Origin of the sequence: Smaragdicoccus niigatensis DSM 44881 = NBRC 103563, assembly GCF_000380645.1 — a bacterium.
GTDB classification, from domain to species: Bacteria; Actinomycetota; Actinomycetes; order Mycobacteriales; family Mycobacteriaceae; genus Smaragdicoccus; species Smaragdicoccus niigatensis.
The window spans coordinates 113,858-138,918 of record NZ_AQXZ01000016.1 but is presented as its reverse complement, the minus strand read 5'-3'; the positions used below and the strand labels follow the sequence as shown (position 1 = coordinate 138,918).

Annotated in this window: 31 protein-coding genes; 21 read left to right on the top strand and 10 right to left on the bottom strand. The window is 63.8% G+C overall.

The annotated features are described in order from the left end of the window. Nucleotides 1-178: 178 nt before the first annotated feature. Together F600_RS31600 and F600_RS0111080 are read left to right on the top strand one after the other, a co-directional pair. Nucleotides 179-355, top strand: a complete 177-nt coding sequence (locus F600_RS31600) for a hypothetical protein (RefSeq protein ID WP_018160686.1) — start codon at nucleotides 179-181, stop codon at nucleotides 353-355. 226 nt (nucleotides 356-581) lie between these two features. Then, nucleotides 582-854: a helix-turn-helix domain-containing protein gene (locus tag F600_RS0111080; protein ID WP_018160685.1), complete on the top strand. Its 273-nt coding sequence runs from the start codon at nucleotides 582-584 to the stop codon at nucleotides 852-854. 11 nt (nucleotides 855-865) lie between these two features. Here F600_RS0111080 and F600_RS0111075 read toward each other — a convergent pair whose 3' ends face one another. Beyond that, nucleotides 866-1,408 carry a GNAT family N-acetyltransferase gene (locus F600_RS0111075; protein ID WP_018160684.1) on the bottom strand — a complete coding sequence of 181 codons (543 nt, stop codon included), beginning with the start codon at nucleotides 1,406-1,408 and terminating at the stop codon, nucleotides 866-868. Nucleotides 1,409-1,478: 70 nt separating this feature from the next. Between F600_RS0111075 and F600_RS0111070 the strand changes: the two genes are divergently transcribed. The 3 genes from F600_RS0111070 to F600_RS0111060 are packed head-to-tail and all read left to right on the top strand — an operon-like array spanning nucleotide 1,479 to nucleotide 3,684. Further along, entirely contained in the window at nucleotides 1,479-1,883 is a 405-nt protein-coding gene (locus F600_RS0111070; RefSeq protein WP_018160683.1) for a TOBE domain-containing protein, read from the top strand. Beyond that, nucleotides 1,880-2,644 carry an ABC transporter permease gene (locus tag F600_RS0111065; protein ID WP_018160682.1) on the top strand — a complete coding sequence of 255 codons (765 nt, stop codon included), beginning with the start codon at nucleotides 1,880-1,882 and terminating at the stop codon, nucleotides 2,642-2,644. The genes F600_RS0111070 and F600_RS0111065 overlap by 4 nt, the downstream gene beginning before the upstream one ends. After that, a complete protein-coding gene (locus tag F600_RS0111060) occupies nucleotides 2,641-3,684 on the top strand; it encodes a sulfate/molybdate ABC transporter ATP-binding protein (RefSeq protein WP_018160681.1) in 1,044 nt (347 codons plus the stop codon). Before F600_RS0111065 ends, F600_RS0111060 begins: the two co-directional genes overlap by 4 nt. On the opposite strand, the gene F600_RS0111055 is transcribed toward F600_RS0111060, so the two are convergent. After that, the gene (locus F600_RS0111055; protein WP_018160680.1) at nucleotides 3,669-4,451 is read right to left on the bottom strand and encodes an SDR family oxidoreductase; all 783 of its coding nucleotides are present in this window, start codon (nucleotides 4,449-4,451) and stop codon (nucleotides 3,669-3,671) included. The two genes, F600_RS0111060 and F600_RS0111055, sit on opposite strands and share 16 nt — an antisense overlap. Before the next feature lie 108 nt (nucleotides 4,452-4,559). Between F600_RS0111055 and F600_RS0111050 the strand changes: the two genes are divergently transcribed. From F600_RS0111050 to F600_RS30320, 5 genes are all read left to right on the top strand, one after another. Continuing rightward, nucleotides 4,560-4,928 (top strand): hypothetical protein, encoded by a 369-nt coding sequence (locus tag F600_RS0111050; RefSeq protein ID WP_018160679.1) that lies wholly within the window; start codon nucleotides 4,560-4,562, stop codon nucleotides 4,926-4,928. Continuing rightward, nucleotides 4,915-5,382, top strand: a complete 468-nt coding sequence (locus tag F600_RS0111045) for a hypothetical protein (RefSeq protein WP_018160678.1) — start codon at nucleotides 4,915-4,917, stop codon at nucleotides 5,380-5,382. Before F600_RS0111050 ends, F600_RS0111045 begins: the two co-directional genes overlap by 14 nt. A gap of 111 nt (nucleotides 5,383-5,493) precedes the next feature. Further along, complete coding sequence (locus tag F600_RS27790; protein ID WP_162141411.1) at nucleotides 5,494-6,636, top strand: ferredoxin--NADP reductase; 1,143 nt, start codon at nucleotides 5,494-5,496, stop codon at nucleotides 6,634-6,636. 12 nt (nucleotides 6,637-6,648) lie between these two features. Beyond that, on the top strand, nucleotides 6,649-7,896 hold the full coding sequence (locus F600_RS0111035; protein WP_018160676.1) for a ferritin-like domain-containing protein: 1,248 nt from the start codon (nucleotides 6,649-6,651) through the stop codon (nucleotides 7,894-7,896). Between the two features lie 27 nt (nucleotides 7,897-7,923). Beyond that, on the top strand, nucleotides 7,924-8,520 hold the full coding sequence (locus F600_RS30320) for a TetR family transcriptional regulator (protein WP_018160675.1): 597 nt from the start codon (nucleotides 7,924-7,926) through the stop codon (nucleotides 8,518-8,520). A gap of 53 nt (nucleotides 8,521-8,573) precedes the next feature. Here F600_RS30320 and F600_RS0111025 read toward each other — a convergent pair whose 3' ends face one another. Further along, complete coding sequence (locus F600_RS0111025) at nucleotides 8,574-8,783, bottom strand: hypothetical protein (RefSeq protein WP_018160674.1); 210 nt, start codon at nucleotides 8,781-8,783, stop codon at nucleotides 8,574-8,576. A gap of 189 nt (nucleotides 8,784-8,972) precedes the next feature. Here F600_RS0111025 and F600_RS0111020 point away from each other — a divergent pair, with 189 nt between their 5' ends. Then, a complete protein-coding gene (locus tag F600_RS0111020; protein ID WP_026306419.1) occupies nucleotides 8,973-9,812 on the top strand; it encodes an alpha/beta fold hydrolase in 840 nt (279 codons plus the stop codon). Nucleotides 9,813-9,816: 4 nt separating this feature from the next. Here F600_RS0111020 and F600_RS0111015 read toward each other — a convergent pair whose 3' ends face one another. Further along, nucleotides 9,817-11,256, bottom strand: a complete 1,440-nt coding sequence (locus tag F600_RS0111015; RefSeq protein WP_081628805.1) for an acyltransferase family protein — start codon at nucleotides 11,254-11,256, stop codon at nucleotides 9,817-9,819. Between the two features lie 139 nt (nucleotides 11,257-11,395). Here F600_RS0111015 and F600_RS0111010 point away from each other — a divergent pair, with 139 nt between their 5' ends. From F600_RS0111010 to F600_RS0110995, 4 genes are all read left to right on the top strand, one after another. Continuing rightward, nucleotides 11,396-12,169: an HAD-IIA family hydrolase gene (locus tag F600_RS0111010; protein ID WP_018160671.1), complete on the top strand. Its 774-nt coding sequence runs from the start codon at nucleotides 11,396-11,398 to the stop codon at nucleotides 12,167-12,169. A 39-nt stretch (nucleotides 12,170-12,208) separates the two neighbouring features. Beyond that, the gene (locus F600_RS0111005; RefSeq protein ID WP_018160670.1) at nucleotides 12,209-12,493 is read left to right on the top strand and encodes a DUF1876 domain-containing protein; all 285 of its coding nucleotides are present in this window, start codon (nucleotides 12,209-12,211) and stop codon (nucleotides 12,491-12,493) included. A 70-nt stretch (nucleotides 12,494-12,563) separates the two neighbouring features. Next, nucleotides 12,564-12,788, top strand: a complete 225-nt coding sequence (locus F600_RS0111000; RefSeq protein WP_018160669.1) for a hypothetical protein — start codon at nucleotides 12,564-12,566, stop codon at nucleotides 12,786-12,788. Beyond that, nucleotides 12,785-13,978: a hypothetical protein gene (locus tag F600_RS0110995; protein ID WP_018160668.1), complete on the top strand. Its 1,194-nt coding sequence runs from the start codon at nucleotides 12,785-12,787 to the stop codon at nucleotides 13,976-13,978. The genes F600_RS0111000 and F600_RS0110995 overlap by 4 nt, the downstream gene beginning before the upstream one ends. Here the strand turns inward: F600_RS0110995 and F600_RS0110990 are convergent. From F600_RS0110990 to dhaK, 6 genes are all read right to left on the bottom strand, one after another. Then, on the bottom strand, nucleotides 13,967-14,452 hold the full coding sequence (locus F600_RS0110990; RefSeq protein ID WP_018160667.1) for a GNAT family N-acetyltransferase: 486 nt from the start codon (nucleotides 14,450-14,452) through the stop codon (nucleotides 13,967-13,969). The two genes, F600_RS0110995 and F600_RS0110990, sit on opposite strands and share 12 nt — an antisense overlap. Nucleotides 14,453-14,537: 85 nt before the next feature. Next, nucleotides 14,538-16,349, bottom strand: coding sequence for a patatin-like phospholipase family protein (locus tag F600_RS0110985; RefSeq protein WP_018160666.1), 1,812 nt, complete (start codon nucleotides 16,347-16,349; stop codon nucleotides 14,538-14,540). Nucleotides 16,350-16,415: 66 nt separating this feature from the next. Next, nucleotides 16,416-17,381, bottom strand: a complete 966-nt coding sequence (locus F600_RS0110980; protein WP_018160665.1) for a zinc-binding dehydrogenase — start codon at nucleotides 17,379-17,381, stop codon at nucleotides 16,416-16,418. An 11-nt stretch (nucleotides 17,382-17,392) separates the two neighbouring features. Next, the gene (gene dhaM / locus F600_RS27780) at nucleotides 17,393-18,655 is read right to left on the bottom strand and encodes a dihydroxyacetone kinase phosphoryl donor subunit DhaM (RefSeq protein ID WP_018160664.1); all 1,263 of its coding nucleotides are present in this window, start codon (nucleotides 18,653-18,655) and stop codon (nucleotides 17,393-17,395) included. After that, complete coding sequence (gene dhaL, locus F600_RS0110970; protein WP_018160663.1) at nucleotides 18,652-19,224, bottom strand: dihydroxyacetone kinase subunit DhaL; 573 nt, start codon at nucleotides 19,222-19,224, stop codon at nucleotides 18,652-18,654. The genes dhaM and dhaL overlap by 4 nt, the downstream gene beginning before the upstream one ends. Further along, nucleotides 19,225-20,214 (bottom strand): dihydroxyacetone kinase subunit DhaK, encoded by a 990-nt coding sequence (gene dhaK / locus F600_RS0110965; protein WP_018160662.1) that lies wholly within the window; start codon nucleotides 20,212-20,214, stop codon nucleotides 19,225-19,227. 188 nt (nucleotides 20,215-20,402) lie between these two features. On the opposite strand from dhaK, the gene F600_RS0110960 reads away from it, so the two are divergent. The 6 genes from F600_RS0110960 (at nucleotide 20,403) to pgsA (ending at nucleotide 25,044) form a co-directional block, all read left to right on the top strand. Continuing rightward, nucleotides 20,403-20,867, top strand: a complete 465-nt coding sequence (locus F600_RS0110960; RefSeq protein ID WP_018160661.1) for an SRPBCC family protein — start codon at nucleotides 20,403-20,405, stop codon at nucleotides 20,865-20,867. 16 nt (nucleotides 20,868-20,883) lie between these two features. Beyond that, nucleotides 20,884-21,303 (top strand): TIGR02611 family protein, encoded by a 420-nt coding sequence (locus F600_RS0110955; protein ID WP_018160660.1) that lies wholly within the window; start codon nucleotides 20,884-20,886, stop codon nucleotides 21,301-21,303. After that, nucleotides 21,276-21,707 carry a (2Fe-2S)-binding protein gene (locus F600_RS27775; RefSeq protein ID WP_018160659.1) on the top strand — a complete coding sequence of 144 codons (432 nt, stop codon included), beginning with the start codon at nucleotides 21,276-21,278 and terminating at the stop codon, nucleotides 21,705-21,707. Before F600_RS0110955 ends, F600_RS27775 begins: the two co-directional genes overlap by 28 nt. 45 nt (nucleotides 21,708-21,752) lie before the next feature. Then, entirely contained in the window at nucleotides 21,753-23,771 is a 2,019-nt protein-coding gene (gene thrS / locus F600_RS0110945; RefSeq protein ID WP_018160658.1) for a threonine--tRNA ligase, read from the top strand. Beyond that, nucleotides 23,768-24,319 (top strand): ATP adenylyltransferase, encoded by a 552-nt coding sequence (locus tag F600_RS0110940; protein WP_026306416.1) that lies wholly within the window; start codon nucleotides 23,768-23,770, stop codon nucleotides 24,317-24,319. Before thrS ends, F600_RS0110940 begins: the two co-directional genes overlap by 4 nt. A gap of 68 nt (nucleotides 24,320-24,387) precedes the next feature. After that, nucleotides 24,388-25,044: a phosphatidylinositol phosphate synthase gene (gene pgsA, locus F600_RS0110935; RefSeq protein WP_051090802.1), complete on the top strand. Its 657-nt coding sequence runs from the start codon at nucleotides 24,388-24,390 to the stop codon at nucleotides 25,042-25,044. Nucleotides 25,045-25,061: the final 17 nt, after the last annotated feature.

Here is a 25,061-nt window from a genome sequence, read left to right as displayed (position 1 = left end):
GTGACCTTTCCCCTTTGTCCAAAACCGCAGCTCCAGCGAGTTCACAGCGGGCCGTATCGCTACCTTGATCCCTTCGATTTCAACGTGATGCATGCGTCGTTCAAGATCGGAAACGAGGGTCATCCAGTCTCGCGATGAACCCGAGGTAACTGCCCCAGTAGAGACGTAGGAGGGCGCCGTGAGCGATCTCGAGCAGCTGTTGGTCGGCTTGGCAGCCGGCATTTCGTTGGTACTGATTCTGGCCGGAGCAGGTGTCTCCTTGTCCCTGTTCCTGAAGTACAATGACGAACCTGTGCCGACCCCGCGCACCGTCGTCAAGCCGGAGCCGCGACGCAGTTTGGATCGGGCGGCATAGACGAACATCGCACAGGGGAACGACAGCTGCCCTGCCTCGGATGAGGCAGGGCAGCTGTCGTTTCAGCGAATGACGCTGTGGTCTGGAACTGTCCTGCGTTCAAAGGATCTTTGGTGCGAATGTCGCATAGGTGCGGCTTTCGACCCCCTCACCTGTGGTTATGACCGCTTACGCTCCTAAGCATTCGGCGCAATGTTGCGTCCGCGATGAATGAGCTAGGGAACGAGTGGACCAGCAACCTGACCGGCCGGACGACGTGGCAGCCGGCGAAGCAACGCCCGTGCTGTCGCGACGTGAGCGAGAAGTGCTTCGGGAATGGCTCCTATCGGATTCAAAGCAGGATGTCGCCCAGAAACTGTTTCTGTCGATCGGCACCGTGAACACCCATCTGCTCCGAATTCGTGCCAAGTACGAACTCGCCGGACGGGCAGCGTCGAGCAAGTCGTCTCTGTTGGTGCGTGCCCTTCAGGACAGCATCATCGAGCTCGACGAGTTGTAGTCACCGTCCGGTCAGAATGTGCGCTCCATGACGTAGTCGTCGTGCCGCTGGTGACCGACCCAGAACGACTTCGTGCCGACGATCTCGAAGCCGCATTTGCGGTAGAACCGTTGGGCCCGCTCGTTCAGTTGGTTGACGCCAAGCCAGGCGCTCCGGGCCCCGGCAGCGCGAGCCGCCTCGAACGCTGCCTGCATCAACTCCGTCGCCGGGCCTGTCCCGTGTGCGCTCGGCAGCACGTACATCTTGCTGACTTCGGCCGTGGGGCGTCCGGAAACCAGTGCTGCGACTTCGGGATCGGCCGGAGCGCTCGTCACGAGCATGGCGTAACCCGTCATCCGGTCCGTCTCCGCGACGAAGAGAACGCGCCCGGGATCGGTGAGGTACTCCTCGAAGCGCGCCGGCGACAACACGTCGGCGATGAACAGCGCGATGTCTTCTGCCGTCGCAAACGGGGGACAGGCGAGCGGAAATGTCTCGGCAGCCAACTCGCTCAACGATTGCGCGTCGGCAATCGAAGCGAGCCGGATTGTTGCGGTGTCTGGGATATCGCGCACCTTTCGATTATTGCCAGGTGAAGTGTGGTCTTGGACGAGGCGCGGTGATCAACGGAATAACCTAACTCCCATGGTTCCGCAGTACCGGATCAAGGAAGCAGCGCTTCTCTTGGCCGTCAGTGACGACACAGTCCGTCGGTGGGTCGACTCGGGCACCCTCCCGGCATCGAAGGATTCGTCGGGCCGACAGGTCATCGACGGTGCGACGCTCGCCGAGTTCGCGCGGGACCGTGCGAGCGTGCCGGGACTCGAACCTCTGGGGGTGGGTAGTTCGGCACGTAACCGGTTCACCGGTCTGGTCACCAAGGTTGTGGCCGACACCGTGATGGCGCAGGTCGAGCTGCAGTGCGGTCCGTTCACGGTCGTGTCGTTGATGAGCTCCGAGGCGGTCCGCGAACTCGGTCTCCAGCCAGGCAGCCTCGCGGTTGCGGTCGTCAAGGCGACCACCGTCATCGTGGAGACCCCAGGCCCGTGACGCTGCCCCGGTGGATCTACCTCCCTGCGACGCTCGGCGCGCTGTTTGTGCTGCTGCCGTTGGTTGCGCTCACCGGGTCGGTCGACTGGCCACACTTCTTCGATCTCATCGCGTCCGAATCCTCTCTTGCCGCAATGAAACTGAGCCTCGAGACGGCCTCCGCCAGCACGATCCTGTGTCTGGTTGTCGGCGTTCCCGTGGCCTTTGTCCTGGCTCGGAACGAATCCCGCGGGATCGTCGTGCTCCGCTCGGCAATTGTTCTGCCGCTGGTTCTCCCGCCGGTCGTCGGCGGTATCGCGCTGCTGTACACGTTTGGGCGGCAAGGGCTCATCGGAAAGCACCTCGAAGCGTTCGGGATCTCGATCGCCTTCACCACGACGGCCGTCGTCCTGGCCCAGGCCTTCGTCGCGCTGCCGTTCCTCGTCACGAGCCTGGAAGCGGCGCTGCGCACGTCGGGTCAGCGGTACGAGCGCATTGCGGCGACGCTGGGTGCCGGTCCGACGACGGTGTTGTATCGCGTGACGATTCCGCTGGTGATGCCCGGCCTCATCTCGGGCACGGTCCTCGCCTTCGCTCGGGCGTTGGGCGAGTTCGGCGCGACTATCACCTTCGCCGGAAGCCTGCAGGGCGTCACCCGGACGATGCCGCTCGAGATCTACCTGCAGCGTGAGGCCGACCCCGACGCCGCGATCGCGCTGTCCCTGGTGCTGATCGTTGTCGCCGCCATCGTGATCGCGGCGATCCGGGGGAGGCGGGGATGACCCTCACGGTGTGCCTCAATGACCCCTCGCGTGGGATCGACGTTGAGTTCAGTGCAGAGTCTGGTTCGGTGACGGCAATCCTCGGCCCGAACGGCGCCGGCAAGTCGACAGTTCTCGACGCGATCGCCGGTGTCCATTCCATTGACGGCGACGTGGTGCTGGCCGGTCGTCAGTTGACCGGACTTCGGGCACATCGTCGAGGTGTGGCGCTGCTTGACCAGGATGCGACGTTGTTTCCGCACCTCACCGTGCTCGACAACGTCGCGTTCGCGCCGCGGTGCGCCGGAAAGTCACGCGCGGAAAGTCGCCGACTCGCGCAGAAATGGCTCGCGACGGTCGGCGTCGAGCGCTTCGAATCGCGAAAGCCGTCACAACTGTCCGGGGGGCAAGCGCAGCGCGTCGCGATTGCCCGGGCGCTGGCCGCCGAGCCGGCGCTGATTCTCCTCGACGAGCCGATGGCGGCGCTTGATGCGACAGCGGTGCCGGAAGTCCGTGCAGTTCTGCGGCAGGTGCTACGAACGCCGGGATTGACCGCTCTCTTGGTCACGCACGATCCCCTTGATGCCATGACTCTCGCGGACCACGTGATCGTGATCGAAGATGGCCGGGTCGCCGAGTTCGGTCCGACCCGTGAGGTCCTGACCCGGCCCCGGAGTTCGTTCGCGGCACAGCTCGCCGGGGTCAACCTCGTCGCCGGAACCGTGGTGCGGGAGGCGACGCTCGACACCACGATCGGCACGATCTTCGGCGTGAGCGACGAGCAACTGCCTGTCGGTGCCGCAGCCTTCGCGGCGTTCACGCCCGCCGCGGTATCGGTCTTTCTCGAAACTCCGCACGGAAGTCCGCGCAATCATTTCCTGGTCACCGTCACCGGAGTCGAGCCGCACGGTTCGGGGGTACGAGTTCGCGCGGGCGATCTGATGGCCGACATCTCGCTGGCATCCGCGGCGGAACTCGAGCTGGCACCGGGATCAGCGGTGCACTTCGTCGTCAAAGCGGCTGAGACTCAGCTTTACGAGTTGGGTCAGGAACTCAGGTAGTACCGGTTGAACGCGCGCGTCACCATGTTCGGCGACAGCTTCGTGACGATCGAGAACACCTTCGTGCCGAAACCGATGTCGTAGTGAACCTTCGGAATCTTCGGCCGGTGGGTGGCGGCTTTGAAGATCTCGCCCGCGACATCCTCGGGCGTGAGGTGGATGCCCAGGTGGCGAATCGACGCGGCGTCCATGTCCTCGGTCATCGCGGTCTTGACGAACAGTGGCCACACGGCGATGACGCGGATTCCGTGCCGACTCCACTCGATGTCGAGCGCCTCCGTCAGGCTCTTGACCGCAGCCTTGGTCGCGCCGTAGGTAGCGAGGTCGGCCTGACCGTAGATCGCCGATGCGGAACACAGGTTCACGACCACCGAACCCGGGGTGTCCCGGAGGTAGTGGTACGCGGTGTGGGAGCCATTGATGACGCCGTTGACGTTCACGTCGACGATCAATTTCTGTCGCATGAGCGGAATCTCGGCGAACTTGCCCGACGACAGAATCCCCGCATTGTTGATGAGCACGTCGAGGCTGTCGGTGTCGTTGTAGAACTCCTCGAGCGCCGACCGCCACTGATCGACATTGGTGACGTCGAGCAGTCCCGCGCGTACGCTTCCGCCGGCGGCCAGGATCTGCTGACTCAACTCTTCGAGCCCGCGCGAATCCACATCGTATATGCCGACGTGGAAGCCTTCTCGCGCGAATTGCAGCGCGGTGGCACGACCAATACCCGCCGCTGCGCCGGTGATGAACACGGAACGAGTCGTCATACGCGAAGCCTAGGTCACCCGTTCGGTCCTCTGGTCGTATCGGCGGCGCTGCCCTCCGGAGCAGCTTAGGCTGGAGGCACATTTCTCACCGATTTGAGGAGGATCGCCATGGCGGCGGTCGCGGTCGTTTTGACAGCCGTGAATCTCGTTTTACTGCTGGTTCTGCTGGCGCTATCGAGCAAGGCCCGAAAGCGGGCCGATGACATCGGGGCCAACGCGGCGGTGGCATCGGCGGCGGTCGTGGCGCCGGTGTCGGTCGCTCAGGAACTCGCCGGTGGACGCAACCGGGTGATTGCCATCGAGATCCTCAACCCCGTTGAATTGGCGTCCTCGCAGGTCAAGTTCGCCGGGGTCGTGGGCGGTATTGCTCCGGGCGCGATTCGAAAGGTCGTCTACGAGCAGGCCGTGAAGATGATGAAAGAACAGTTCGAGAAAGAGGGCGTCAAGGCTGACGTGAGGATCCATGTCGCAAACTGAACTCATCGCCGTCGTCGGTGCCGTCGTTGTTCTGCTCCTGAGCCTGGTCGCGCTGCGGTCGTGGCTCAAGACCCGGCGTGCAATCCAGACCGCCGCGGACGAGGTGAACCGCCTCAACGCGGTCACTGTCGAGCGGGCACTGGTCATCAAGCGGGCCGAGCAGATCGGCAAGACGCTCGAAGCCGGAACACAGGCAGTCGCCTTGGGGACCGACGTCGTCCAAAGTACGCACGGTGTCATCGCGTCGAGCGTGTTCGGAATCCTCGACGCCATCCCGCAGACAAAGCAGGGCGCGGGGGCCGCACGTGAGGTCCATGACGCCACCGCCGAGGGTGTTTACACCGCAATTTCCGAGGTCAATAAGGCTGTTGGTGGTCTGCTGAAGGGGCTGACGAACCCGTCCGCGCGTCAACCGCAGACGCCACCGCCGTCGGACCAGCCGAAGGACAAGTAGACAAACAAGGTCGGTTGCCTAGAAAGTTTACAAACTGCCCGGAATGTCTAGCCGTGGGACAGTTCGGGGCGTAGTGTCCACCTCATAGCTGCAATGGCGCAGGGGGTGCTGATGATCAATAGCGTCGTCGGCCGATTGCCCGGATTGGCAAGCGGCAGGAGACTCGTCGGCCGCGTCAACCCGTTCCGGGAACACGGATACCTGATCGCCAGGCCCAACGGACCGTCCAAGCGGTGGGGTCAGTCGGCCACAGCAATCGCTCAGCACCACGTACGGGTTGTCGATGTGGTCCGTGAAACGACCGACGCCGTCACGTTGATCCTCGAAGACACCGGTTCAAACAAGATCTCGTTCCGCGCTGGCCAGTACCTGACGCACTGCTTCGGCATCGGAAGTGACATCGTCAAGCGCGCGTACTCGATCAGCACGCGCGAGGGTGACCACCTCGCGTGCACCATCAAAGCTGTTGATGGCGGTCGGGTTTCGCAGTTCGTCAACGGAAACATCGCCGTCGGCTATGAGTACACCGTGCTCGGGCCGTCGGGAGATTTCGAACTTCCGGCCGACCCGGACGCCAACCTGGCGTTCCTGGCGGCCGGAAGTGGGATCACTCCGGTCATCAGCCTCATCGAGACGGCATTACACACCAACCCGCAGCGGTCGGTCCGCCTGCTCTACGGCTCGCGACGTCAGTCGGAGATCATCTTCGGTGCCCGGCTCGCGGCGCTCGAGGAGGAGTACCCGCACTTCTCGGTCTTCCACGTTCTGAGTCAGCCCAGTTCGGGCTGGTCGGGGGAGACCGGCCGACTGACCGGCGAACGGGTCGCGAAACTGCTGTCGCCGGGCGCGAACACCCATGTGTTCCTGTGCGGTCCGGCTGATCTCATGGACTCGTCGTCGCGGGCGCTCCGCGACGCAGGCATCACCGCAGACCGCATTCACTCCGAAAAGTTCTACGCGGCACCGAAACACACGTCGGCCATGCCGACGGAACCGCAGCAGCTCCTGTTCCAGAAGTCAGGCAAGCATGCCGTGCAAAAGCCCGGCGAAACGATTCTCGATGCGGGCCTACGCAACAGCGTCAAGCTCGATTTCAGCTGCACCGTCGGTGGCTGCGCTCACTGCAAGGTGCGGGTTCTCGAAGGTGACGTCACAGTCGACGAACCCAACTGCCTCACGGACGCCGAAAAAGCCGACGGCTACGTCCTCACTTGCTCCGCTTACGCCAACACCAGCGCCGTACTCGACGCGTAGGGAGTCACGATCATGGTCTTCACCACGCCTAGGATTTCGTTCGATTCGCTCATGCACGGACTGCCCATGAAGGCGCAGAACGAGATTCATCAAGCTCTCGACAACGTCGGAACGATGCTGTCGATTCAGAACCCGAAGGTCGCCGCGGCCATGGCACCGTCGGCCATCCGCGGGCTGGTACTCAAAGAGAACAAGGGTGCCGACCACGTCGACCTGAAGGCGAACCACTCGGCCTACTACACGCTGAACTACCAGGGCGACTTCACCGAGATGTACGAGCTCTACCGCCGCGCGGTGTCGCACCAGTGGGACGGCGATGCCGATCTGCCGTGGGGGACGCAGGTTACGCCGGACAATCCGAACACCCCGATCCTGCCGCGCAAGTTCATCCCGTTCGAGGTGCCGGAGAAGTACGGCATGAAGCTCAACAAGAAGGAAGAGCAGCAGCTCACGTGGGATGTCGCGGCTTGGCTGCTGAGCCAGTTCATGCACGGCGAGCAGGGCGCGTTGTATGCCGCGGCGCAGGTCACCGAGTGCGTGCAATGGATGGACGGCAAGCTCTACGGCGCCACTCAGGTGATGGACGAGGGCAGGCACCTCGAGGTTTTCCTGCGGTATCTCGACACCAAGATGGAAAAGATCTACACCGTCAACGACAACCTGTTCGTCATCATTGACGACCTGATGACCGACGGCCGCTGGGACATCAAGTTCCTGGGCATGCAGATCATGATCGAGGGCCTGGCGCTCGGCGCGTTCACGACGATGTACCAGCAGACCCGGGAGCCGCTGGTGAAGCAATTGCTGAAGTACGTCATCCAGGATGAAGCGCGGCACGTTCACTACGGCGTGCTGGCTCTGCGCGAGCACATCACGAAGAACGTCTCCGAGGCCGAGCGTCGCGAGCGCGAGGACTGGGCGTTCGAGGTCGCGCTGCTCATGCGAAACCGGTTCAAGCTTCGCGAGATCTACGACGAGTGGTTCTCACACAAGATTCCGCTCAAGACATGGGACGCGGAAATCCTGCAGGCACCGTCGATGCTGTCGTTCCGAAGTACTATGTTCCAGCGTCTGGTGCCCAACCTCGAGTACATCGGTCTCATGAGCGATCGCATCAAGGAGCATTACGACAAGGCGGGTCTGACGCGATACCTGGGTGGTCTGAACGCCACTCAGCTCACTGAAGACGACCTCACCGCCGAGGACACGGCCGACGACGAGATGCCCGATGAGCTTCGGGAAATCGCCCAGAACATGTGACTGATCCGTCCAACCCGTAAGGCGAGAATGATCGCGAACCCATTTCCCCGGATTCCCTACGCAGAGGCCGCGCGCGACCTACTGCGCGATTCGGTGATGACGGCTGTCGATGAGCTGATTCGCCGCAACGGCTGGGCCGCCACGAGCGTCGCGGCTGTTGCGGCGGCGGCCGGTGTGAGCCGCCAGACGATCTACAAGGAGTTCGGCTCGCGCCGGTCGCTGGCCGATGCGTACATCGTGAACCGACTCGACGATCTGATGGACGCCGTCGACAAGATCATGGCCGACGCACCCGATTCCGAAACCGGACTCCGGGACGCGTTCAACCTGTTCTTCGACATGATCGACGAACCGCTCATCCAGATCGTCCTCACCGGCGACATGGGGGAGTTGGTCGAGCTCGTGCGCGAGACGAACGCGCGTGCCACGTCCCGACTGTCGAACGTGTTGAAGGCGTTGTGTCCGACCATGACTGATTACGATGCCGTCATGTTCGGCGACTCGATGGCCCGGATCGCGATCAGCCATGCGGTCGTTCCCGCGGTCGAGCGCAACGATGCGATTAACCGACTCATCCACCTGGCGATGTTCGTGATCAACACGTACCAGGTGGATGAGAAGTAGTTCGCGAGCGCGCGAACGGTGCGTCCGCGGGTCCCGTCGGGCTGATTGGCTCCTTAGCAGCCGTGGTCGTAGTAGTAGTAGTACCCATACCCGCCACCGTGGTGGCCCCAGGCGACGGTCTGCACGTCGGAAGTCGTGGGAGTCGTTGGCGTCGGATTCGCGAAGGCGAAAGCGCCCGATCCTGCCAGGATTGCGGATGCTGCAACGAGCTCGGCTGCGAACTTGCCGGTCGCTGCGATGCGAGAGGTTGTGGACTTCTTCATCGTCGTTGCTTCCTTGGAGAAAAGCGCAGGTCACAGAGGTGGTCTGCACTTGAAATTCTCCTCTTCGAACAACGCCGTGGAAAGAGACCGACAGGTCGAATTCGGGGCCAAATGGCGCTGGTATCGGGTGGCCGCCGAATCTACACTGTGGCCGCGCTGTACCTCTGTTTCTGTGAGTCAAGGAGCTTCATGTATGTAAGAACCTCCGACGGATTGGCCCTCGCCGTTCAGACGTCGGGAGATCCCGCGAACCCCGTCCTCATCGCCGTTCACGGGTACCCCGACAGTCATGTCCTGTGGGACCCGATCGTCGAGATCCTCCAGGACCGCTTCTACGTCGTCACCTACGACGTCCGTGGTTGCGGGGAATCCGAGGCTCCGGATTCTCGTCGCGGTTACCGTCTCGAGCAGCTCGTGCTCGACCTGCAGGCGGTCGCCGACGAGGTCGCGCCGGGGCGCAAGGTTCATCTGCTCGGCCATGACTGGGGTTCGATCCAGTGCTGGGAAGCGGTCACCACACCAGAGTTCGCACCGCGGGTGGCCTCGTACACATCGGTGTCGTGCATGTCGCTCGATCACGCGGGTAAGTGGATTCGGCGGTTGCTGCTCGAGCCGATCCCGGTGGCCCGGCAGATCGTGTCGTCGTACTACTTGGCGCTGTTCCAACTGCCACAGCTGCCTGAATTGGCGGCGCGCGCCGGCATTCTTGGCAAGGTCACCCCGGTCGCGGCGGGATCGCCCCACGTCGACGACCCGCTCGCCGAGCGCAACGTCATCAATGGTCTGGAGTTGTACCGCGCCAATATGCTTCGGAAGCTTGGGGCACCGCAGGAGCGGCACTCCGATGTTCCGGTACTCCTGATCGCGCCGGAGCAAGACGAGTTCGTGAAGCCGGCGGTTCAAATTCGCAGTGCGACTCCGTACACGTCGAATCTGACCGTCAAGCGGGTGCCGGGTAAGCACTGGATCGTGGCGGATGATCCGGCGTTGATTGCGCGGCTGACGGCAGAGTTCGCCGGTCAACACTGACGGCTTACGACAGTAGGGCTCGGCCGCTGAACAAACACGTGGCGACGAGCGCGACCGCCAACACGACGACCACCGCCACGGCGGACCGGGACCGAACTCCGGATCCCGCGAGAAACGGACGCTCGATAAGAAGCCACGAGATCGTCGCGGCGAGGGTCGACGCCCCGAGTACTGCGAGAAAGACCGTCAGATAGGCCTCGGCCGCCGAGTCGGGACTACGGTGCCAGTGTTGTGATGTCCAAAACCAGATCGGCACGTGGTAGAGGTAAATGCCATAGCTGACCCACCCGATGTATCGAGCGGGAAGGATCGTGAACGGCGCCCTCAGTACCTTCGGTCCGAAGGCGATTCCGAAGACGCACAGCCCGATTCCGATCGCAAACACCGTGTGTGAATAGCGAATCCATTGAACCCCGCCAGCGGTGGGATGAATCCACGTCATGAACAGCGAAATCTGGGTCGCTGCCAGCCAGAACACTCCGGCGCAGAACGCCGCTACCGGAATCGCCGGCCAGGTCCACCACAGGGTCGACTTCGCCGGGGCCAATCGCTTGATCACTTCGAGGCGAGCGAGCGCAACGCCAATCCCGAACTCGAACAGATAGGCCGGCAACTGCTTCAAAAGCAATTGGCGCATGCGGAGTTCATCGTTCGGGACACCGAGGGTGGTGGACGTCGTCGGACTGATGGTGCTCTGCATGAAATGGATCAGCGGATCGAACCAGTTGGCCGACAGAAAGATCCATGCGACCGATACCGCCAGCAACACCGGGAGAGTCACGCGCCACCGCCGCCCGATGAAGCCGAGGACGACAACGGGCAAGACCACGTACCACGTGAGCTCGAGGCTCAGAGTCCACCATGGGCCGCCGATTCCACCCAGGTTGTTGGACGCCAGCGGAACGTAGTTCTGGACCAACAACAGAATGCTGCCGAGGTTCCAGGCGCCGAGCGAGCCCTCGATGGCTGACCGGGGGAGTAGCGGGGTGCCCAGGCCCAGCGTCAAAACCACAATGACTGAGGCGTAATAGGCGGGCGCGATACGCCGAAGGCGGCGGGACCAGAATGTGCGCAGCGAGGGCTTCGGCTTGCCCGTCAGTTCGGATGAGAACCACGGTCGTGCAAGCAGGAATCCGCTGAGGACGAAGAACAAATCCACGCCCAGGTAGCCGCACGAGATCGGGATTCTCCACCAGCCGATGTTCGGCATCCCAGCAAACTGCCAGGAGTGGTACGCAACCACCGATGTGACGGCAACCGCGCGGAGGCCATCCAAGTACCGATCGCGGGGACCTGACGACTGGCCGATTCCGAGCCACGTTCGCGCCCTGTCAGTACCCCGACCGGTACGAGCACTGTCAATGACAGGGCTCTCCGTGGGGGCGAAACTCGCTTCGTTTTCGGCAGGTCGGAAGTCACTGCGGATATCAGTGGGAGACGACACGACGTTAACTTACCGACCGGCTAGTTGCCTGTCGGAAACGTCCGAATTGCGATCGCGTATCGCTTGACTGTGAGCGGCTGTGGGGGCCGAAGCTCTGGGTAAAGCAAACCACGGGCGCACGCGCTCCTAACATCGGATTATGACCGGAATCCGCGGAGTCCTGTTTGACATCGACGGCGTGCTGGTTACCTCCTGGCACCCTATCGGTGGCGCGGCTGATGCGCTCATCCAGTTGTCCGGACTTCCGCGCGCGTTCCTGACGAACACGACGTCGAGTACCCGGTCGGACATTGCGCAGAAGCTGACCGACTGCGGGATGTCCGTGGACGTCGACGAGGTTCTGACCGCAGGCAGCCTCACTGCCGAGTACCTCAAGAGTCACCACGCGGGCGCACGCTGCTGGATTCTCAACAGCGGTTCCATCGACGAGGACTTCGCCGGGATCGAACTGACTGACGACACGTCTCCAGACGTCGTCGTACTCGGTGGCGCGGGCCCCGAGTTCAGTCATCTCGCGTTGAGTCGCGTCGCCGAACTCATGCTCGACGGCATCCCGGTGATCGCCATGCACCGAGCCCGCACCTGGATGACGACCGAGGGGCTCCGTCTCGACGTGGGCGGTTACCTCCCCGGCCTCGAAGAGGCGGGGAACGCTGCGATCCCGGCGATCGGAAAGCCTTCGACCACCGCGTTCGAAACGGCGGCCGGAGTGCTGGGCGTTCCGATTGACAGTGTCTTGATGATCGGCGACGACGTCGAAGCTGACGTCCAGGCCGCACAGAAGGCAGGGCTGATCGGCGTGCTGGTCCGGACCGGAAAGTATCGGGTTTGCCTCGCGCGCGAGGCAAACCCGCAGCCGGACTACATCATCGATTCGATTGCACAGCTGCCGGATTTGATCGCCGAGCTCTGAGGGCTGGCGGTAGGTCGCATACCAGCGGACTCTTGGGGTATGGACTTTCGTTCGAACAACCCGATGAAGAAGATCTGGTCGATTGACGTCGACATCGACGAGCACGACAACTACACGCGGGCACGTGCGCGGCTGGATCTCGCCGGCGAGCGGCTGGTGGGCGTCGGCTTTGCACGTCTCAATCCGAGCGACGACGACGTACCCGCGATCGGCGACGAACTCGCGGTCTCGCGGGCGTTGACGGACCTTGGGAATGTGCTGCTCCACCGCACTTCGAAGGACATCGAGGGCACGACCCACGAGCACGCCCACTTGACCCACTGACCTGCGCACACAGTGAACCAATCCCGCGAACCCGCGGTCGTCACCGCCCGCCGGACGTTAGGGTCCCAGCATGCGAGTGACTTCGATCAGCTATCTCGCGGCTCAGCTCCGCCTGCCCCCATCCAGTCTCGCGTCGCTGCGTGGCCTGTCTCTGGACGAGGTCGCCAAGCTGACGGAATTGATCGACAATGCGCGGGCCTTGCACCGCACGCAGATCGAGCAATCCATGACCGATCTCGGCGGCCGAGTGACGAACGCCGCCTACAAGTTCGTCTTTGCGAGGGATCGTCGATGAGCCAACTCGCGACCCAGGCCGAAGTTCTCAAACTTGCCCGCCTGTTCGATGTCGATCCCGATGAGGTCGAGTTCCTGGTCGGCATTCAACCGGACGCGCTTCGCCTCCTCCGAGAGTCGATCACGGAGTACCTGTACGAAGAAGACCAGCCGATGTTCCGCGCATTGGCGCCGATTGTCGGGAGGGTGCCGACCAAGCTTGCCGTCAAAGTCGCCGGTCGAGTGCACCCGGTGTTGCTGGGCGGAATCGCAGCACTACTGAAGCCGAGCCGGATGGTCACCTACGCCTGTGCGTTCCCGATCCCGATGCTTGCCGATGTCGGCGTCTACGTTGACCCTCGCCGGGTTCGGGAAGTGCTTCGACTCCTGCCCGCTGACGTGATCGTCGACGTGGCACTGGAACTCGAGGCTCGCGGCGACTTCTCGACCATCAGCAAATTCATCGACTACGTCTCCGATGAGACGCTGCGGGCCGTCGAAGAAGCGCTCCCGGACGAGACCGCGTTGCTCAAGGTCGCGTTCATGATGGAGTCGAAGAACCGGGTCGACCATATTTTCCGGATGCTGCCGCGCGAGCGGATCGAGCGGCTGCTCCAGCGGATTCAGCAGGACCCGGCGGGACTGCTGTCCGAGTTCCTCTCGCTTCTCGTTCACGTCAGCTATGGGTTCAAGCGCGAACTCGGAGACATCTTCGCCAACCAGGCGGAAGGCCTGATCAACGAATACATCCTCGAAGCCCATCGCCGCGGACTGTGGATCGATGTGCTCCCGGTGGTGTCCGCCATGTCACCGCCTTCGCAACACCGCGTCGTCAATCTTCCGGCCTTGCGGGAAGACGAGGTGCAACGATCGATTCTCCTGGCCGCGGAGGAACACGACATGTGGGGTGTCGTTCTCCCGATGATCGGCCAGATGGGGGACGAAAACCGGGCCGCGGTCTCGGAGATCATGGTGTCGCTCGGCGCGACGTCGATGCAGGCAGCTACCGAAGCCGCTCTGATGGGCGAGTGCTGGCCGGTGCTCCTGGATCTCGTGACGCGCATGGAGGAGACGAAGCAGGCCGAGTTCGGGCGGGTGCTGCAGGCGATCGGTGAGGTCGATCCGACGCTTCACACCCGAATCGTGGAAATGGCGGTCGAGGCTGGGATTTCGCGCGAAATGTTGCCGGAGCCGGCCGAGCTAGTCGCCTAACCGGAGTTGGTAGCGCGCAAGGTCATGCCACTGGTTGAACTTGTGGCCGACCTCGCGGTAGATGCCGACGAGTTCGAATCCGAAGCTCGTGTGCAGAGCGATCGACACGTCGTTCGGGAGGGCGATCCCGGAGATGGCGACGTGGAGACCATTGTCGCGTAGTCGCTCGAGCAGGACCGTATAGAGCTGTCGCCCAAGACCCTTGCCACGTGCATCCGGTGCGAGATAAACGCTGACCTCACACGTTCGCGCGAAGGCGGCGCGGGTAGCGAAGGGTCCGCCGTAGGCGTATCCGAGCACGGTGTCGTTCTCGACCGCCACGAGCCACACGTGCGCAGCCTCGATTCGGCGTGCCAGCTCCTCGGCGGAGGGCGGCTCGTACTCGAACGTGACCGCGGTGTCGGTCACGACCGGCGCGTAGATCTGCGCACATGCGGCCGCGTCGTCGGCCGTCGCCGGCCGGATCATCGTCATCGCTCAGGGGAACCATTCTCGCAACGGGTGTCTTGTACAAAACCCCTAGTTTCGTACAAGCCAGTCTGCGAGAGAAGGGTCACCCTCAGAGCAACTGATCCTTGATCAGATCCAACTGCTCCCGAGCGTGCTCGTACCCGAGGTCGACAAGCGCGTCGAGTCCCTTCCAATCGAACATGCCGAAGCCTTGGACCGGCATCTTCACGTAGACGTCGACGTTTCGTGCCGACTGCTCGACCGCCACCGAACTCGACAGCATCGCCGTACGCACGAGAATCTCGCCGAGTGACGGCGGCTTCGTCGCGCCCTTCCAGTTCAGCATCGCCGCGAGATCCGGCTCGCCAATACCGGCGCCAGGCGCCCGCAGCGCGCCATCGGTGCTGACGTTGCAGGCGATGATGGCGCCACGTTCGAGCTTGCGCATTTGATTGATCGGCAGGTTGTCGACGACGCCGCCGTCACACAGGAGGTCGCCTTCGAAGGCGACCGGCGGTGCGACACCCGGGACTGCCATCGATACCGCGACCCAGCGGTAAAGCGGCCCGCGGTCGCCGATGATGGCCTGACCGGTGGTGATGTTCGTGCCGACGCAGTAGAACGTCCGCCGCAGATCCTCGATCTGTTGCTCCCCGAAGATGTCGTGGAGGCGATTGGAGAATCGCGTGCCCTTGAGCAGTGACGTCCGCGGGATCGCATAGTCGTTGAGGTAGTTGGCCCGCACGAACGTCTCGCGCGCGATCTCCGTCATGTCCATGCTGTTGAATCCGCAGGCGATGAGGCTCGCCATGAACGCGCCCATCGACGTGCCGCCGGTGACGTCGATCGGAATGCCGGCCTCTTCCATCGCTCGGACCAAGCCAATGTGTGCGAATCCGCGGGCCCCACCACCGCCGAGCACGAGTGTGACGCCGCGACTGGTGACCTGACGCGCAAGCGAATCTAGTTCGGCGCGCTCCCACGGATGCACGAAGTAGTGTGCACGGGCGCCTGTCATGGCACGCCACGCCATCGTGTGCGGAGAGCCGTCGCCGACCGGACGCAGCAGCACCAACTCGACCGGCGCGATGAGGCCCTTGTTGCGAAGTTCCTGCAGCACCGGAACGGGCGTCGGCTGCGACATCGCCTCGGCGAGGACGAGAACGCGGTCCGCATTGTGCAGGCATCGCGCGGCCCAGGGATCGCGCCCACTGTCGGCGGCGAACACGAGGTAGCGGTGACGACGCTCGAGTTCGGCGAGCCAGTCCTCGATCCGGGCATTCGCGGCGTTGTCCCACAGCGGTGCGCGCGCGGTGCCTTCACCGAGGGCGGCGTCGACGTGCTCGGCGGTGATGAGACGGGCCGCGGGCCACCCCGACAGGCGGGAGACCATCGTTTCGGCGAGCACTCGAACCGGCACATCGGGACCCGATGGGATAACTGCGAATGTGCCGTTCGTCGTGGTGCCCAGGCGCGAGGCGACGCCATCCTGGCGTAACCGGTCGATCGCGACCTTCATGAGGCTCCGATAGCCCGCCGGATGCATGTCCATGAAGTGGCGATACTCGTCGGCGTCGATCGTCAGGACCACACTGTCGCGGATAGCCCGAACGGTCGACGTCCGCTTCTCACCGGTGAGAACGCCCATCTCGCCGACTGTTTCGAGTCGGTTGATGTAGCCGATGAGATCGTCGCCGCGCGCGACCCGGAGCCGACCATGCATCAGCACATAGATGTGATCGGACGGATCGCCCTCGCTGTAAAGCGTTGCGCCACTTGTGAGATCGGCGACGGAACTGATCGAGACCAGTTTCTCGATCTCGTCTTGCGCGAGCCCGGCAAACTCCGGAGTCTCGGCCAGCAGGGCGGCTAGATGCAGGTCGGACCGGGTGCCGGTCCGACGTTGGGTTTGCGGCAGCATTCGACTCACCAATTCTCACGACAGGTGTCGACTGCAGCCTAGCCGCGCCCCGCGGCCTGGTGTGCGCTAAACGGTGAGCACGATCTTTCCGGCGGTCTCGCCGTCGTGCATCGCCCGCAACGCTTCAGCACCATCGGAGAGTGCGTATTCGGCGCCGATCTGCGGCTTGATTCCCTTGTTCGCGCAGAAGGCGAGCATGCCCTCCATCTCCTCGCGGGTGCCCATCGTCGAGCCGACGACGCGCATCTGCAGAAAGAAGATGCGCTGAAGTTCGGCCGCCGTGGGGTCGCCCGTCGTGGCACCGGAGACGACGATGATGCCGCCGGGCTTGAGCGAACGCATCGAATGCGACCATGTGGCCTTGCCGACGGTTTCGAAGACACCGTCCACGCGGTCGGGGAGTCGAGCGCCGGACTCGAACGCAGCGTGCGCACCGAGACCGAGCGCGAGTTCGCGCTTCTCCTCGCTTCGTCCGGTAACCCAGACGGTCATTCCTGCGGCGGCGCCGAGCTGGATGAGGGCAGTCGATACACCGCCGGACGCGCCCTGCACGAGCATCGTCTGACCCGGGCGCAGACCCGACTTCACGAACAGCATCCGGTACGCGGTCAGCCACGCCGTGCCCATGACCGCGGCCTCGCTGAAGCTCACCGAGGCCGGCTTGACCACGACGTTGCGCTGCGGCACGACGACCTTCTCGGCGAACGTGCCCTGGTACTTCTCGGTGAGCAGCGTGCGGCGCGGGTCGAGCGTCTCCTCGCCAACGTAACCCGGGGACGTGATGACCGAGTGGATGACGACCTCAGTGCCGTCGTCGAGAACCCCAGAGCCGTCGCAGCCGAGGATCATCGGGAACTGCTCAGGCTTGATGCCGACACCGCGCAGGGTCCAGATGTCGTGCATGTTCACACTCGCGGCCTTGACGTTCACCAGGACATGACCGGCCGGCACCTCGGGGTCCGGACGCTCGCCCGCTCGGATCGAGGAGAGCGGGTCGTTCATGTTTGGCTCAGCGGCGTATACGGCGAACATGTTTCGGAACCTTACTGTTTGACGGAGGCGGTGCCCGGTTCGACTGTCACTGTTGCACCGTCGGGAATGTCGAGAAACGATGGGTCCCCGTTCAGTGCCGTCGGGATGCCTCGCGCGCGGAGGATCATCACTGCGTGGTCGGTCGCCGCGGATTCGGTGAGAACCGCTCCTGCCAGCGCAAATGTCGCCGCCTCGACCGGGTTCAACTCGCGGGCGATCACCACGTCGTGGCCGGCTGGTAGTTCCACACCGCCAAGCGCGCGGAGAACCGAGTCGCCGATCGCGCGGACGTCGGCGGCGCGAGCGCGTAGGTACGGGTCTTGAATACGTGCGAAATCTGCCGCGGTCGCTTCGGTCGCCTGCAGCCACGCACTCTCTGCAGATTCGCCGACCGTGATCGAGACCCGGGCCCGACGAACCAGAGCGATGTCGTCGAGGAACGCCAGGTGCGCGGTGAAGATCTCCTTCACCTCGTCGGGTGCGTTGTCGCGGATGCGGCGGAGCTCCTCAGCTGCCGTCGCGCGGGCTTCGTCGAGTCGACGTTGTTCGTCCGGACCGGGCTGCGGGAGAGAAGCCGACTGTCGTCGGTACTGCCAGACGGTTCCCGTGATGGTCGGACCATTGTTCGTCAGAACCGATGCGACCGTCGTGATTGCTGCCTCCGCGTCGTCACCGCTGGCCCGGACTTCGATCTCGTCGCCCTTGGTGCCGCCGAGAAGCGCGACGCCGGTGACGCTCCCGCCGTCGACCCAGTCGGAGCCGCGGGTGATGTTCCGCAGCTCGACCACTGCGTTCAATCCCTGCAGCGCCGCCACGAGTCTCGCCGCCGGACGCGCGTGGAGTCCACTCTCCAAAACGACTGTGCGGTCGGTGGATTCACCGACGATGTCCGCGCGCTTGGGTTCGAGTGCGGTCTCGGCCTTCCTGCGGACCTCACCGGGCGAGGCGCCGGCAGCAGCGGCTACTCCCGCGGCGACCAGACCTTCGACGAACGGCGCTGCGCACAGGATCACGCGTTCACGAAGGTCGTCGTCGAGGAACTCCAGCGCCAATTCCGACGACAGGATGGCACTGCCCAGGTCCATGAGGACGACGACGCCCTGGCCGTCATCCGCCTCCTGCATCGCCTCGGCGATCTTCGTGGCGTCGGTGCCGAATCCGTCGGGGATGCCTGCTGCGGCGACCATCCGGACGTCACCGGCCATCTCCCGCGCCAGCTCGATCGCTGCCGTCGCGAGCGCTGCGCTGTGGGACACGACGACGATTCCGGTCACGCGAGAACCTTGGCCGCAGCCTCGACGAGGAGTGCGGCGCTCGTGGCCCCGGGATCCTGGTGTCCGGCGCTGCGTTCGCCGAGGTAGCTCGCGCGTCCCTTGCGGGCGATGAGCGGGATGGTGGCGTCGCGGCCGTCGTTGGCGGCCTGCGCTGCCTCGGCGGCTGTCTTACCGGCTTCGAGCGCCACGGCTGCGGGAATCAACGCATCGAGCATCGTCTTGTCGCCAAGCGCCGACTTTCCACGCGCGGCGACACCGTCGACGCCTGCGCGAAAGGCCTGCGCGAACGTCGCACCGGCCGCGAACCGGAGGAAGAAGGTGCCGTAGAGCGGACCGCTCGCGCCGCCGACCGTGCTGACGAGCTTCATGCCGGCGAGTTTCGCCGCTTCCGCGACGGTGTTCGGTGGCGGGTCGAGCGCCGCGACAACCGCCGACATTCCGCGATGCATGTTGCTGCCGTGGTCGGCGTCGCCAATCGGGCTGTCGAGTTCGGTGAGGTGGTCCTTCTCCGCGGCGATACTTCTCGCGAATTCCCTCATCCACGAAATGAATTCGTCAACCGACAGCATCTACAAACCCCAGCGCAGCGCCGGGGTGTGCACCGGGGCGTCCCACAGTCGAAGCATCTCGTCGTCGGCGCGCAGGAGCGTGAGCGAGCAACCTGCCATGTCGAGGCTGGTGATGTAGGAGCCGACGAGATTTCGTGCGATCTGGACTCCCGCTTTGTCGAGCCGCTGCGCAATCTCGGCATAGAGAACATAGAGCTCGAGGAGGGGAGTCCCGCCCATGCCGTTGACGAGCGCGATGACTCCGGCGCCACCGGTGAAGTCGTAGTCGCCGAGTATCGGATCGACGAGCTTCCCCGCGAGTTCTTTGGCGCTGGCGAGCGGTTCCCGCCGACGTCCGGGCTCACCATGGATGCCGATCCCGACCTCGATTTCGTCGTCCCCGAGGTCGAACGTAGGCTTGCCGGCCGCTGGGACTGTGCACGATGTCAGCGCGATTCCCATGCTGCGTCCGTTGTCGCTGACGCGCTGCGCGATCTCCGCCACGTCGGCGAGGGATCGACGTTCCTCCGCCGCTGCACCGGCGATCTTCTCGAGGAGAACGGTCACGCCGACGCCGCGCCGGCCGGCGGTGTACAGGCTGTCTTCGACGGCAACGTCGTCGCGGGTGATGACCGTCGCGATCTCGGTCTCCGCGAGTTCGGCCGCCATCTCGAAGTTCATGACGTCGCCCGTGTAGTTCTTCACAATGTGCAGCACGCCCACGCCGCTGTCGACGGCGTTGGTGGCCGCGAGGATCTGGTCGGGCACGGGGGAGGTGAACACCTCACCTGGACACGCGGCATCGAGCATGCCGAGGCCGACGAAACCGCCGTGCATCGGTTCGTGCCCGGACCCACCACCGGAAACGATTCCCACCTTGCCGGCGACGGGGGCATCGGCGCGCACGATGATCTTGTTCTCGACGTCCACTCGCAGATTCGGGTGGGCGGCGGCCATGCCTCGCAGCGCGTCGACCACGACATCGGCTGGGTCATTGATGAGCTTCTTCATCCCGGGCTCCCTTGTGCCATCGGCGATCTCACTCCCTGCCCATTCTGGTCAGCCGAGGCCGACTCCGACGAGGTTTGGGCCGACTTCCCGGTGGTTATCCGTACGTCGACAAACTCGCCGATTTGTCTATGATTCTCGCGTTGGTACGTTCTGTACCACCCAAAACACCGGTGTCGAGGAGTTCCACTTTGTCTGTCGAGATCCGCATCAGTGAGACGGAAGACGTCTCGGTCGAGTCTGCGTTCGCGTACATCGATGACTACACGAACCACCCGAAGTTCCTGCACGGATCGCTTCCGTTGGTTCCGGTCACCGAGCACACCCGCGGTAAGGGTGCGACGTTCGACGGCGGCATGGGTCTGGGCCCGGTGACGGTGAAGTCACGTGTTCGCGTGGTGGAGTGGGAAGAGAACAAGGTCATCGCCGTCGACACGATCAAGGGGTTCGACGTCGACTTCCGTTATGAGTTCATCGAGCTCGAGGCCGAGAAGGCTCGTGTCGACGTGCTCGTCACGTACCGCGTCGGGTCGGGCATCGCGGGCAATGTCCTGGGGCGCACCATCGAGCCGTTCATCAAGATCGCGGTGAAGTTCAGCACCCACAGCCTCCGGAAGCAGATCATCGACTTCCACAAGGCTCGCACCAACGCCTAGTCCTAAGATTGGCGGAGTGGAAACCGGACAAACCGAAGCCAAAGGTCGTGGGCATCGGTTGCGCGAAAACATTCGAGCGAACTCGAGCCTGAATCTGGCGTACCGGATCGGCGTCGGAGCGCTCGGCGTGGTGGTCGTCGCCGTCGGAATCGCGTTGGTTCCGTACCCGGGACCGGGCTGGCTCATCGTGTTCTTCGGCCTGGCCATTCTGGCCACCGAGTTCGAGTGGGCGCACCGGCTCCTGAAGTGGGCGAAGGCTCGCTACGAGGCTTTCGAAGCGTGGTTCAAGCGGTCGCCGCTGTGGGTCAAGTTGGTATCGGCAATAGGCGTCACGGCCATCACCTTCCTCAGTCTGTGGCTGCTCGGCGCGCTCGCGCTCGTCGGCGGCTGGGTCGGACTCGACTGGCCATGGCTCAAGAGCCCCCTCGCCGGATAGCGCGGGCGGTCGCGGAGACCGCCCGCCAGTTCGGCACCCCAGACCTTCGCGTCGCGGGCACGATCTGGTGGTACATGAACTGCGGCAACTATGCGCTCGCAGATCAGCGGACCGTGATCGATGAACTCGCCGAGGTCAGCGGCGCCAGTCCGCAGGCGCTGTGGGCGATCGCCAGCGACGACCTCGCGAAACAACTCCTCGCGTCGGGAAATCGGGACGCGAAAGTCGAGTCGCCGCTGCTCGCACCCCGGTTCGTCGAGGTGGCGGGCCGTTGGTTCGTCAAGCGCCAATCGTGTTGTCTGATCTACGAGACTCCGCAGGCCGACCTGTGCCTGAGCTGCCCGAAGCATCTCCCTGCGGAGCGGGAGAGACTCCTTGAGGAATTCGTTCGCCGGTCCCGATAGAGTTGGGCGCGTTCCCCGAAACCTGCAAAACAGAGGTGTTGACTCGTGAGTTCCGCGCTTGTCCGGATTCCAGCAGGAACGGCCGTCGGCCGCGCACTCTTCGAGGCTGGGTTCACGAGCAAGGGCGAAGACACCATCGTCGTGGCCCGCTACAACGGTGAACTCAAGGACCTGTCGTGGGTTCCGGAGGAAGACGTCGAAATCGAGCCGGTCGCCGCGAACACCCAGGATGGCCGCAACGTCATCCGGCACTCGTGCACGCACGTGCTCGCCCAGGCTGTTCAGCAGGAGTTTCCGGACGCCAAGCTCGGCATCGGCCCCTTCATCAAGGACGGCTTCTACTACGACTTCCAGGTCGCCCGGCCGTTCACTCCCGAGGACCTGACCAAGCTCGAGTCCCGGATGAAGAAGATCATCAAGGACGGACAGCGCTTCAGTCGTCGGGTGACGACCGTGGAGGACGCCCAGGTCGAGCTCGCGAACGAGCCGTTCAAGCTCGAGCTCATCACCGACAAGTCCGGCATCGACGACCCGGAAGTCATGGAGGTCGGCGGCGCTGAGCTGACGATCTACGACAACCTCAACCCGCGTTCGGGCGAGAAGATCTGGGGCGATCTCTGTCGCGGCCCGCACTGCCCGACCACCAAGCACATCCCGGCGTTCAAGCTGACCCGCAGCTCGGCGGCGTACTGGCGTGGTGACCAGTCACGCGAGGACCTGCAGCGCATCTACGGCACCGCATGGGAGTCGCAGGAGGCGCTCGACCACCACGTCGAGCTGCTCAAGGAAGCCGAGCGTCGCGACCACCGCAAGCTCGGTACCGAACTCGACCTGTTCAGTTTCCCGGATGAGCTCGGCTCGGGTCTGCCGGTGTTCCACCCGAAGGGCGGCATCATCCGCCAGGAACTCGAGAACTACTCGCGTCGTCGTCACGTCGAGGCCGGGTACGAGTTCGTGAACACCCCGCACATCACCAAGGGGCATCTGTTCGAGGTCTCCGGGCACCTCGACTGGTACAAGGACGGCATGTTCCCGGCGATGCACCTCGACGCCGAGTACAACGAGGACGGCACGATCCGCAAGCCTGGGCAGGACTACTACGTCAAGCCCATGAACTGCCCGATGCACAACCTGATCTTCCGCACGCGCGGTCGCTCGTACCGCGAGCTCCCGCTCCGGATGTTCGAGTTCGGTTCGGTGTACCGCTACGAGAAGTCGGGCGTCGTACACGGTCTGACTCGCGTTCGCGGAATGACCCAGGATGACGCGCACATCTACTGCACCAAGGAGCAGATGCGCGACGAGCTGACCAGCATCCTCAACTTCGTGCTCGACCTCCTCAAGGACTACGGACTCGACGACTTCTACCTCGAGCTGTCGACCAAGGACCCGAAGAAGTTCGTCGGCGCGGACGAGGTGTGGGAAGAGGCGACGAACACGCTCGCCGAGGTCGCGCAGGCTTCCGGTCTCGACCTCGTGCCGGACCCGGGCGGCGCCGCGTTCTATGGCCCGAAGATCTCGGTCCAGGCGAAGGACGCCCTCGGCCGTACTTGGCAGATGTCGACCATCCAGCTCGACTTCAACCTGCCGGAGCGTTTCGGCCTCGAATACACCGCCGCGGATGGCACCAAACAGCGTCCGGTCATGATCCACCGTGCGTTGTTCGGGTCGATCGAGCGGTTCTTCGGTGTTCTGACCGAGCACTACGCGGGCGCGTTCCCGGCGTGGCTGGCGCCGGTTCAGGTCGTCGGAATTCCGGTCGCCGAGTCGTTCGAAGAGCACCTCGAGAAGGTCGTGTCGGAGCTTCGGGCGCGCGGCATTCGCGCCGAGCTAGACCGCAGTGACGACCGCATGCAGAAGAAGATCTTCAACCACACTGCGCAGAAGGTGCCGTTCATGCTGCTTGCCGGCGAGCGGGACGTGACCGCGGGTGCCGTGAGCTTCCGCTTCCGCGACGGCACTCAGCTGAACTCCGTGTCGGTCGCCGACGCAGTCGAAGCGATCGTCAAGTGGGTCAACGCTCGGGAGAACGCGTCGCCGACGGCGGATCTGGTGCGGGCATGAGTCCGAGCGGCGAGCCGATCACCGACTACGGCGCAGGGGAGCCGGACCGCCTCGAGCGGATCTGGACCCCGCACCGGATGAACTACATCGTCGAAGCCGTCAAGACGAAGACCGGGGACAAGCCGTTCCTCGAGATTCCGAAGATGACCGACGAGGAAGGTCTCGTTATCGCGCGTGGCGAGCACGTGTACGCGGTGCTGAATCTGTACCCGTACAACCCCGGGCACATGATGATCGTGCCGTATCGCGAGGTCGCCGAGATCGAGGATCTGACCCCCGAGGAAAGCCTCGAACTGATGGCCTTCACGCAGCAGGCGATCCGGGTGCTCAAGCGGGTCTCGCGGCCGCATGGATTCAACGTGGGCATCAACCTCGGCTCGGCGGCAGGCGGCTCTCTGGCCAGTCATCTGCATCAGCACATCGTGCCGAGGTGGGGTGGAGACGCGAACTTCATCACAGTCATCGGAGGGGCAAAAACCATGCCTCAGCTGCTAAGAGAGACCCGAAAGCTGCTCGCCGCAGCATGGGGAGAAAGCCCCGACGACTGACGATTTGCGGCGTTCGGCCGGTAGATTAAACCTGCACTGTAGATCTACCCAAGGACGTGAACCCGCCCGTGCTGAGCATCTTCGGCCGTGCCGCCGCATCAAAAGCGACCAACCCTGTCGGGAAGGCGCTGCTTCGCACTGGGCTGACTCCGAACTCGGTCACGATCATCGGAACGCTCGGGTCGATCATCTGCGCGGTGACGCTGTTCCCCACCGGCCACCTGTTCTGGGGCGCGTGGGCGATCGCCGCGTTCGTGGTGTTCGACATGCTCGACGGGGCCATGGCCCGTGCCCAGGGCGGCGGCACCAGTTTCGGTGCGGTTCTCGACGCTTCGTGTGACCGTATCGCCGACGGCGCGATCTTCGGTGCAATCGCGTGGTGGGCGATCTACACCGCGCATTCGCAGCACCTGCTCATCGCGACTCTGATCTCGTTGGTGACCTCGCAGGTCATCTCGTACGTCAAGGCGCGGGCGGAGGCGAGCGGCCTGTCCGCGAACGTCGGCCTCATCGAGCGCCCCGATCGCCTGGTGATCGTTCTCGTCGGAGCGGTGCTCACCGGCGCTGGTGAGTACCTGGACATCCAGTGGATGGCTGGGGTGATCTACCCGGCGATGTGGATTCTGGCGATCGCGAGTGTCATTACGGTCGGTCAGCGCTTGCTGGAGGTCCGGAAGGGATACCTTCGGGAAAAGGAACTCGTCAACGCGGGTGGGGGCCAGTAGTGACGTGGCGCGATCGA

Excerpts from the sequence above, each read along its gene's own strand:
- dhaK (WP_018160662.1), bottom strand. The coding sequence starts at position 20,214 with ATGAAGAAGCTCATCAATGACCCAGCCGATGTCGTGGTCGACGCGCTG.
- F600_RS0111035 (WP_018160676.1), top strand. The coding sequence starts at position 6,649 with ATGGTCTTCACCACGCCTAGGATTTCGTTCGATTCGCTCATGCACGGA.
- dhaL (WP_018160663.1), bottom strand. The coding sequence starts at position 19,224 with ATGCTGTCGGTTGACGAATTCATTTCGTGGATGAGGGAATTCGCGAGA.
- F600_RS0111055 (WP_018160680.1), bottom strand. The coding sequence starts at position 4,451 with ATGACGACTCGTTCCGTGTTCATCACCGGCGCAGCGGCGGGTATTGGT.
- F600_RS30320 (WP_018160675.1), top strand. The coding sequence starts at position 7,924 with ATGATCGCGAACCCATTTCCCCGGATTCCCTACGCAGAGGCCGCGCGC.
- F600_RS0111020 (WP_026306419.1), top strand. The coding sequence starts at position 8,973 with ATGTATGTAAGAACCTCCGACGGATTGGCCCTCGCCGTTCAGACGTCG.
- F600_RS0110995 (WP_018160668.1), top strand. The coding sequence starts at position 12,785 with ATGAGCCAACTCGCGACCCAGGCCGAAGTTCTCAAACTTGCCCGCCTG.
- F600_RS0111045 (WP_018160678.1), top strand. The coding sequence starts at position 4,915 with ATGTCGCAAACTGAACTCATCGCCGTCGTCGGTGCCGTCGTTGTTCTG.
- F600_RS0111060 (WP_018160681.1), top strand. The coding sequence starts at position 2,641 with ATGACCCTCACGGTGTGCCTCAATGACCCCTCGCGTGGGATCGACGTT.
- F600_RS0111005 (WP_018160670.1), top strand. The coding sequence starts at position 12,209 with ATGGACTTTCGTTCGAACAACCCGATGAAGAAGATCTGGTCGATTGAC.
- F600_RS0111070 (WP_018160683.1), top strand. The coding sequence starts at position 1,479 with ATGGTTCCGCAGTACCGGATCAAGGAAGCAGCGCTTCTCTTGGCCGTC.
- F600_RS0110940 (WP_026306416.1), top strand. The coding sequence starts at position 23,768 with ATGAGTCCGAGCGGCGAGCCGATCACCGACTACGGCGCAGGGGAGCCG.
- F600_RS0110985 (WP_018160666.1), bottom strand. The coding sequence starts at position 16,349 with ATGCTGCCGCAAACCCAACGTCGGACCGGCACCCGGTCCGACCTGCAT.
- F600_RS27775 (WP_018160659.1), top strand. The coding sequence starts at position 21,276 with ATGGCTCAAGAGCCCCCTCGCCGGATAGCGCGGGCGGTCGCGGAGACC.
- F600_RS0111050 (WP_018160679.1), top strand. The coding sequence starts at position 4,560 with ATGGCGGCGGTCGCGGTCGTTTTGACAGCCGTGAATCTCGTTTTACTG.
- F600_RS0110990 (WP_018160667.1), bottom strand. The coding sequence starts at position 14,452 with ATGACGATGATCCGGCCGGCGACGGCCGACGACGCGGCCGCATGTGCG.
- F600_RS0111025 (WP_018160674.1), bottom strand. The coding sequence starts at position 8,783 with ATGAAGAAGTCCACAACCTCTCGCATCGCAGCGACCGGCAAGTTCGCA.
- F600_RS0111000 (WP_018160669.1), top strand. The coding sequence starts at position 12,564 with ATGCGAGTGACTTCGATCAGCTATCTCGCGGCTCAGCTCCGCCTGCCC.
- F600_RS27790 (WP_162141411.1), top strand. The coding sequence starts at position 5,494 with ATGATCAATAGCGTCGTCGGCCGATTGCCCGGATTGGCAAGCGGCAGG.
- F600_RS0111010 (WP_018160671.1), top strand. The coding sequence starts at position 11,396 with ATGACCGGAATCCGCGGAGTCCTGTTTGACATCGACGGCGTGCTGGTT.
- F600_RS0110980 (WP_018160665.1), bottom strand. The coding sequence starts at position 17,381 with ATGTTCGCCGTATACGCCGCTGAGCCAAACATGAACGACCCGCTCTCC.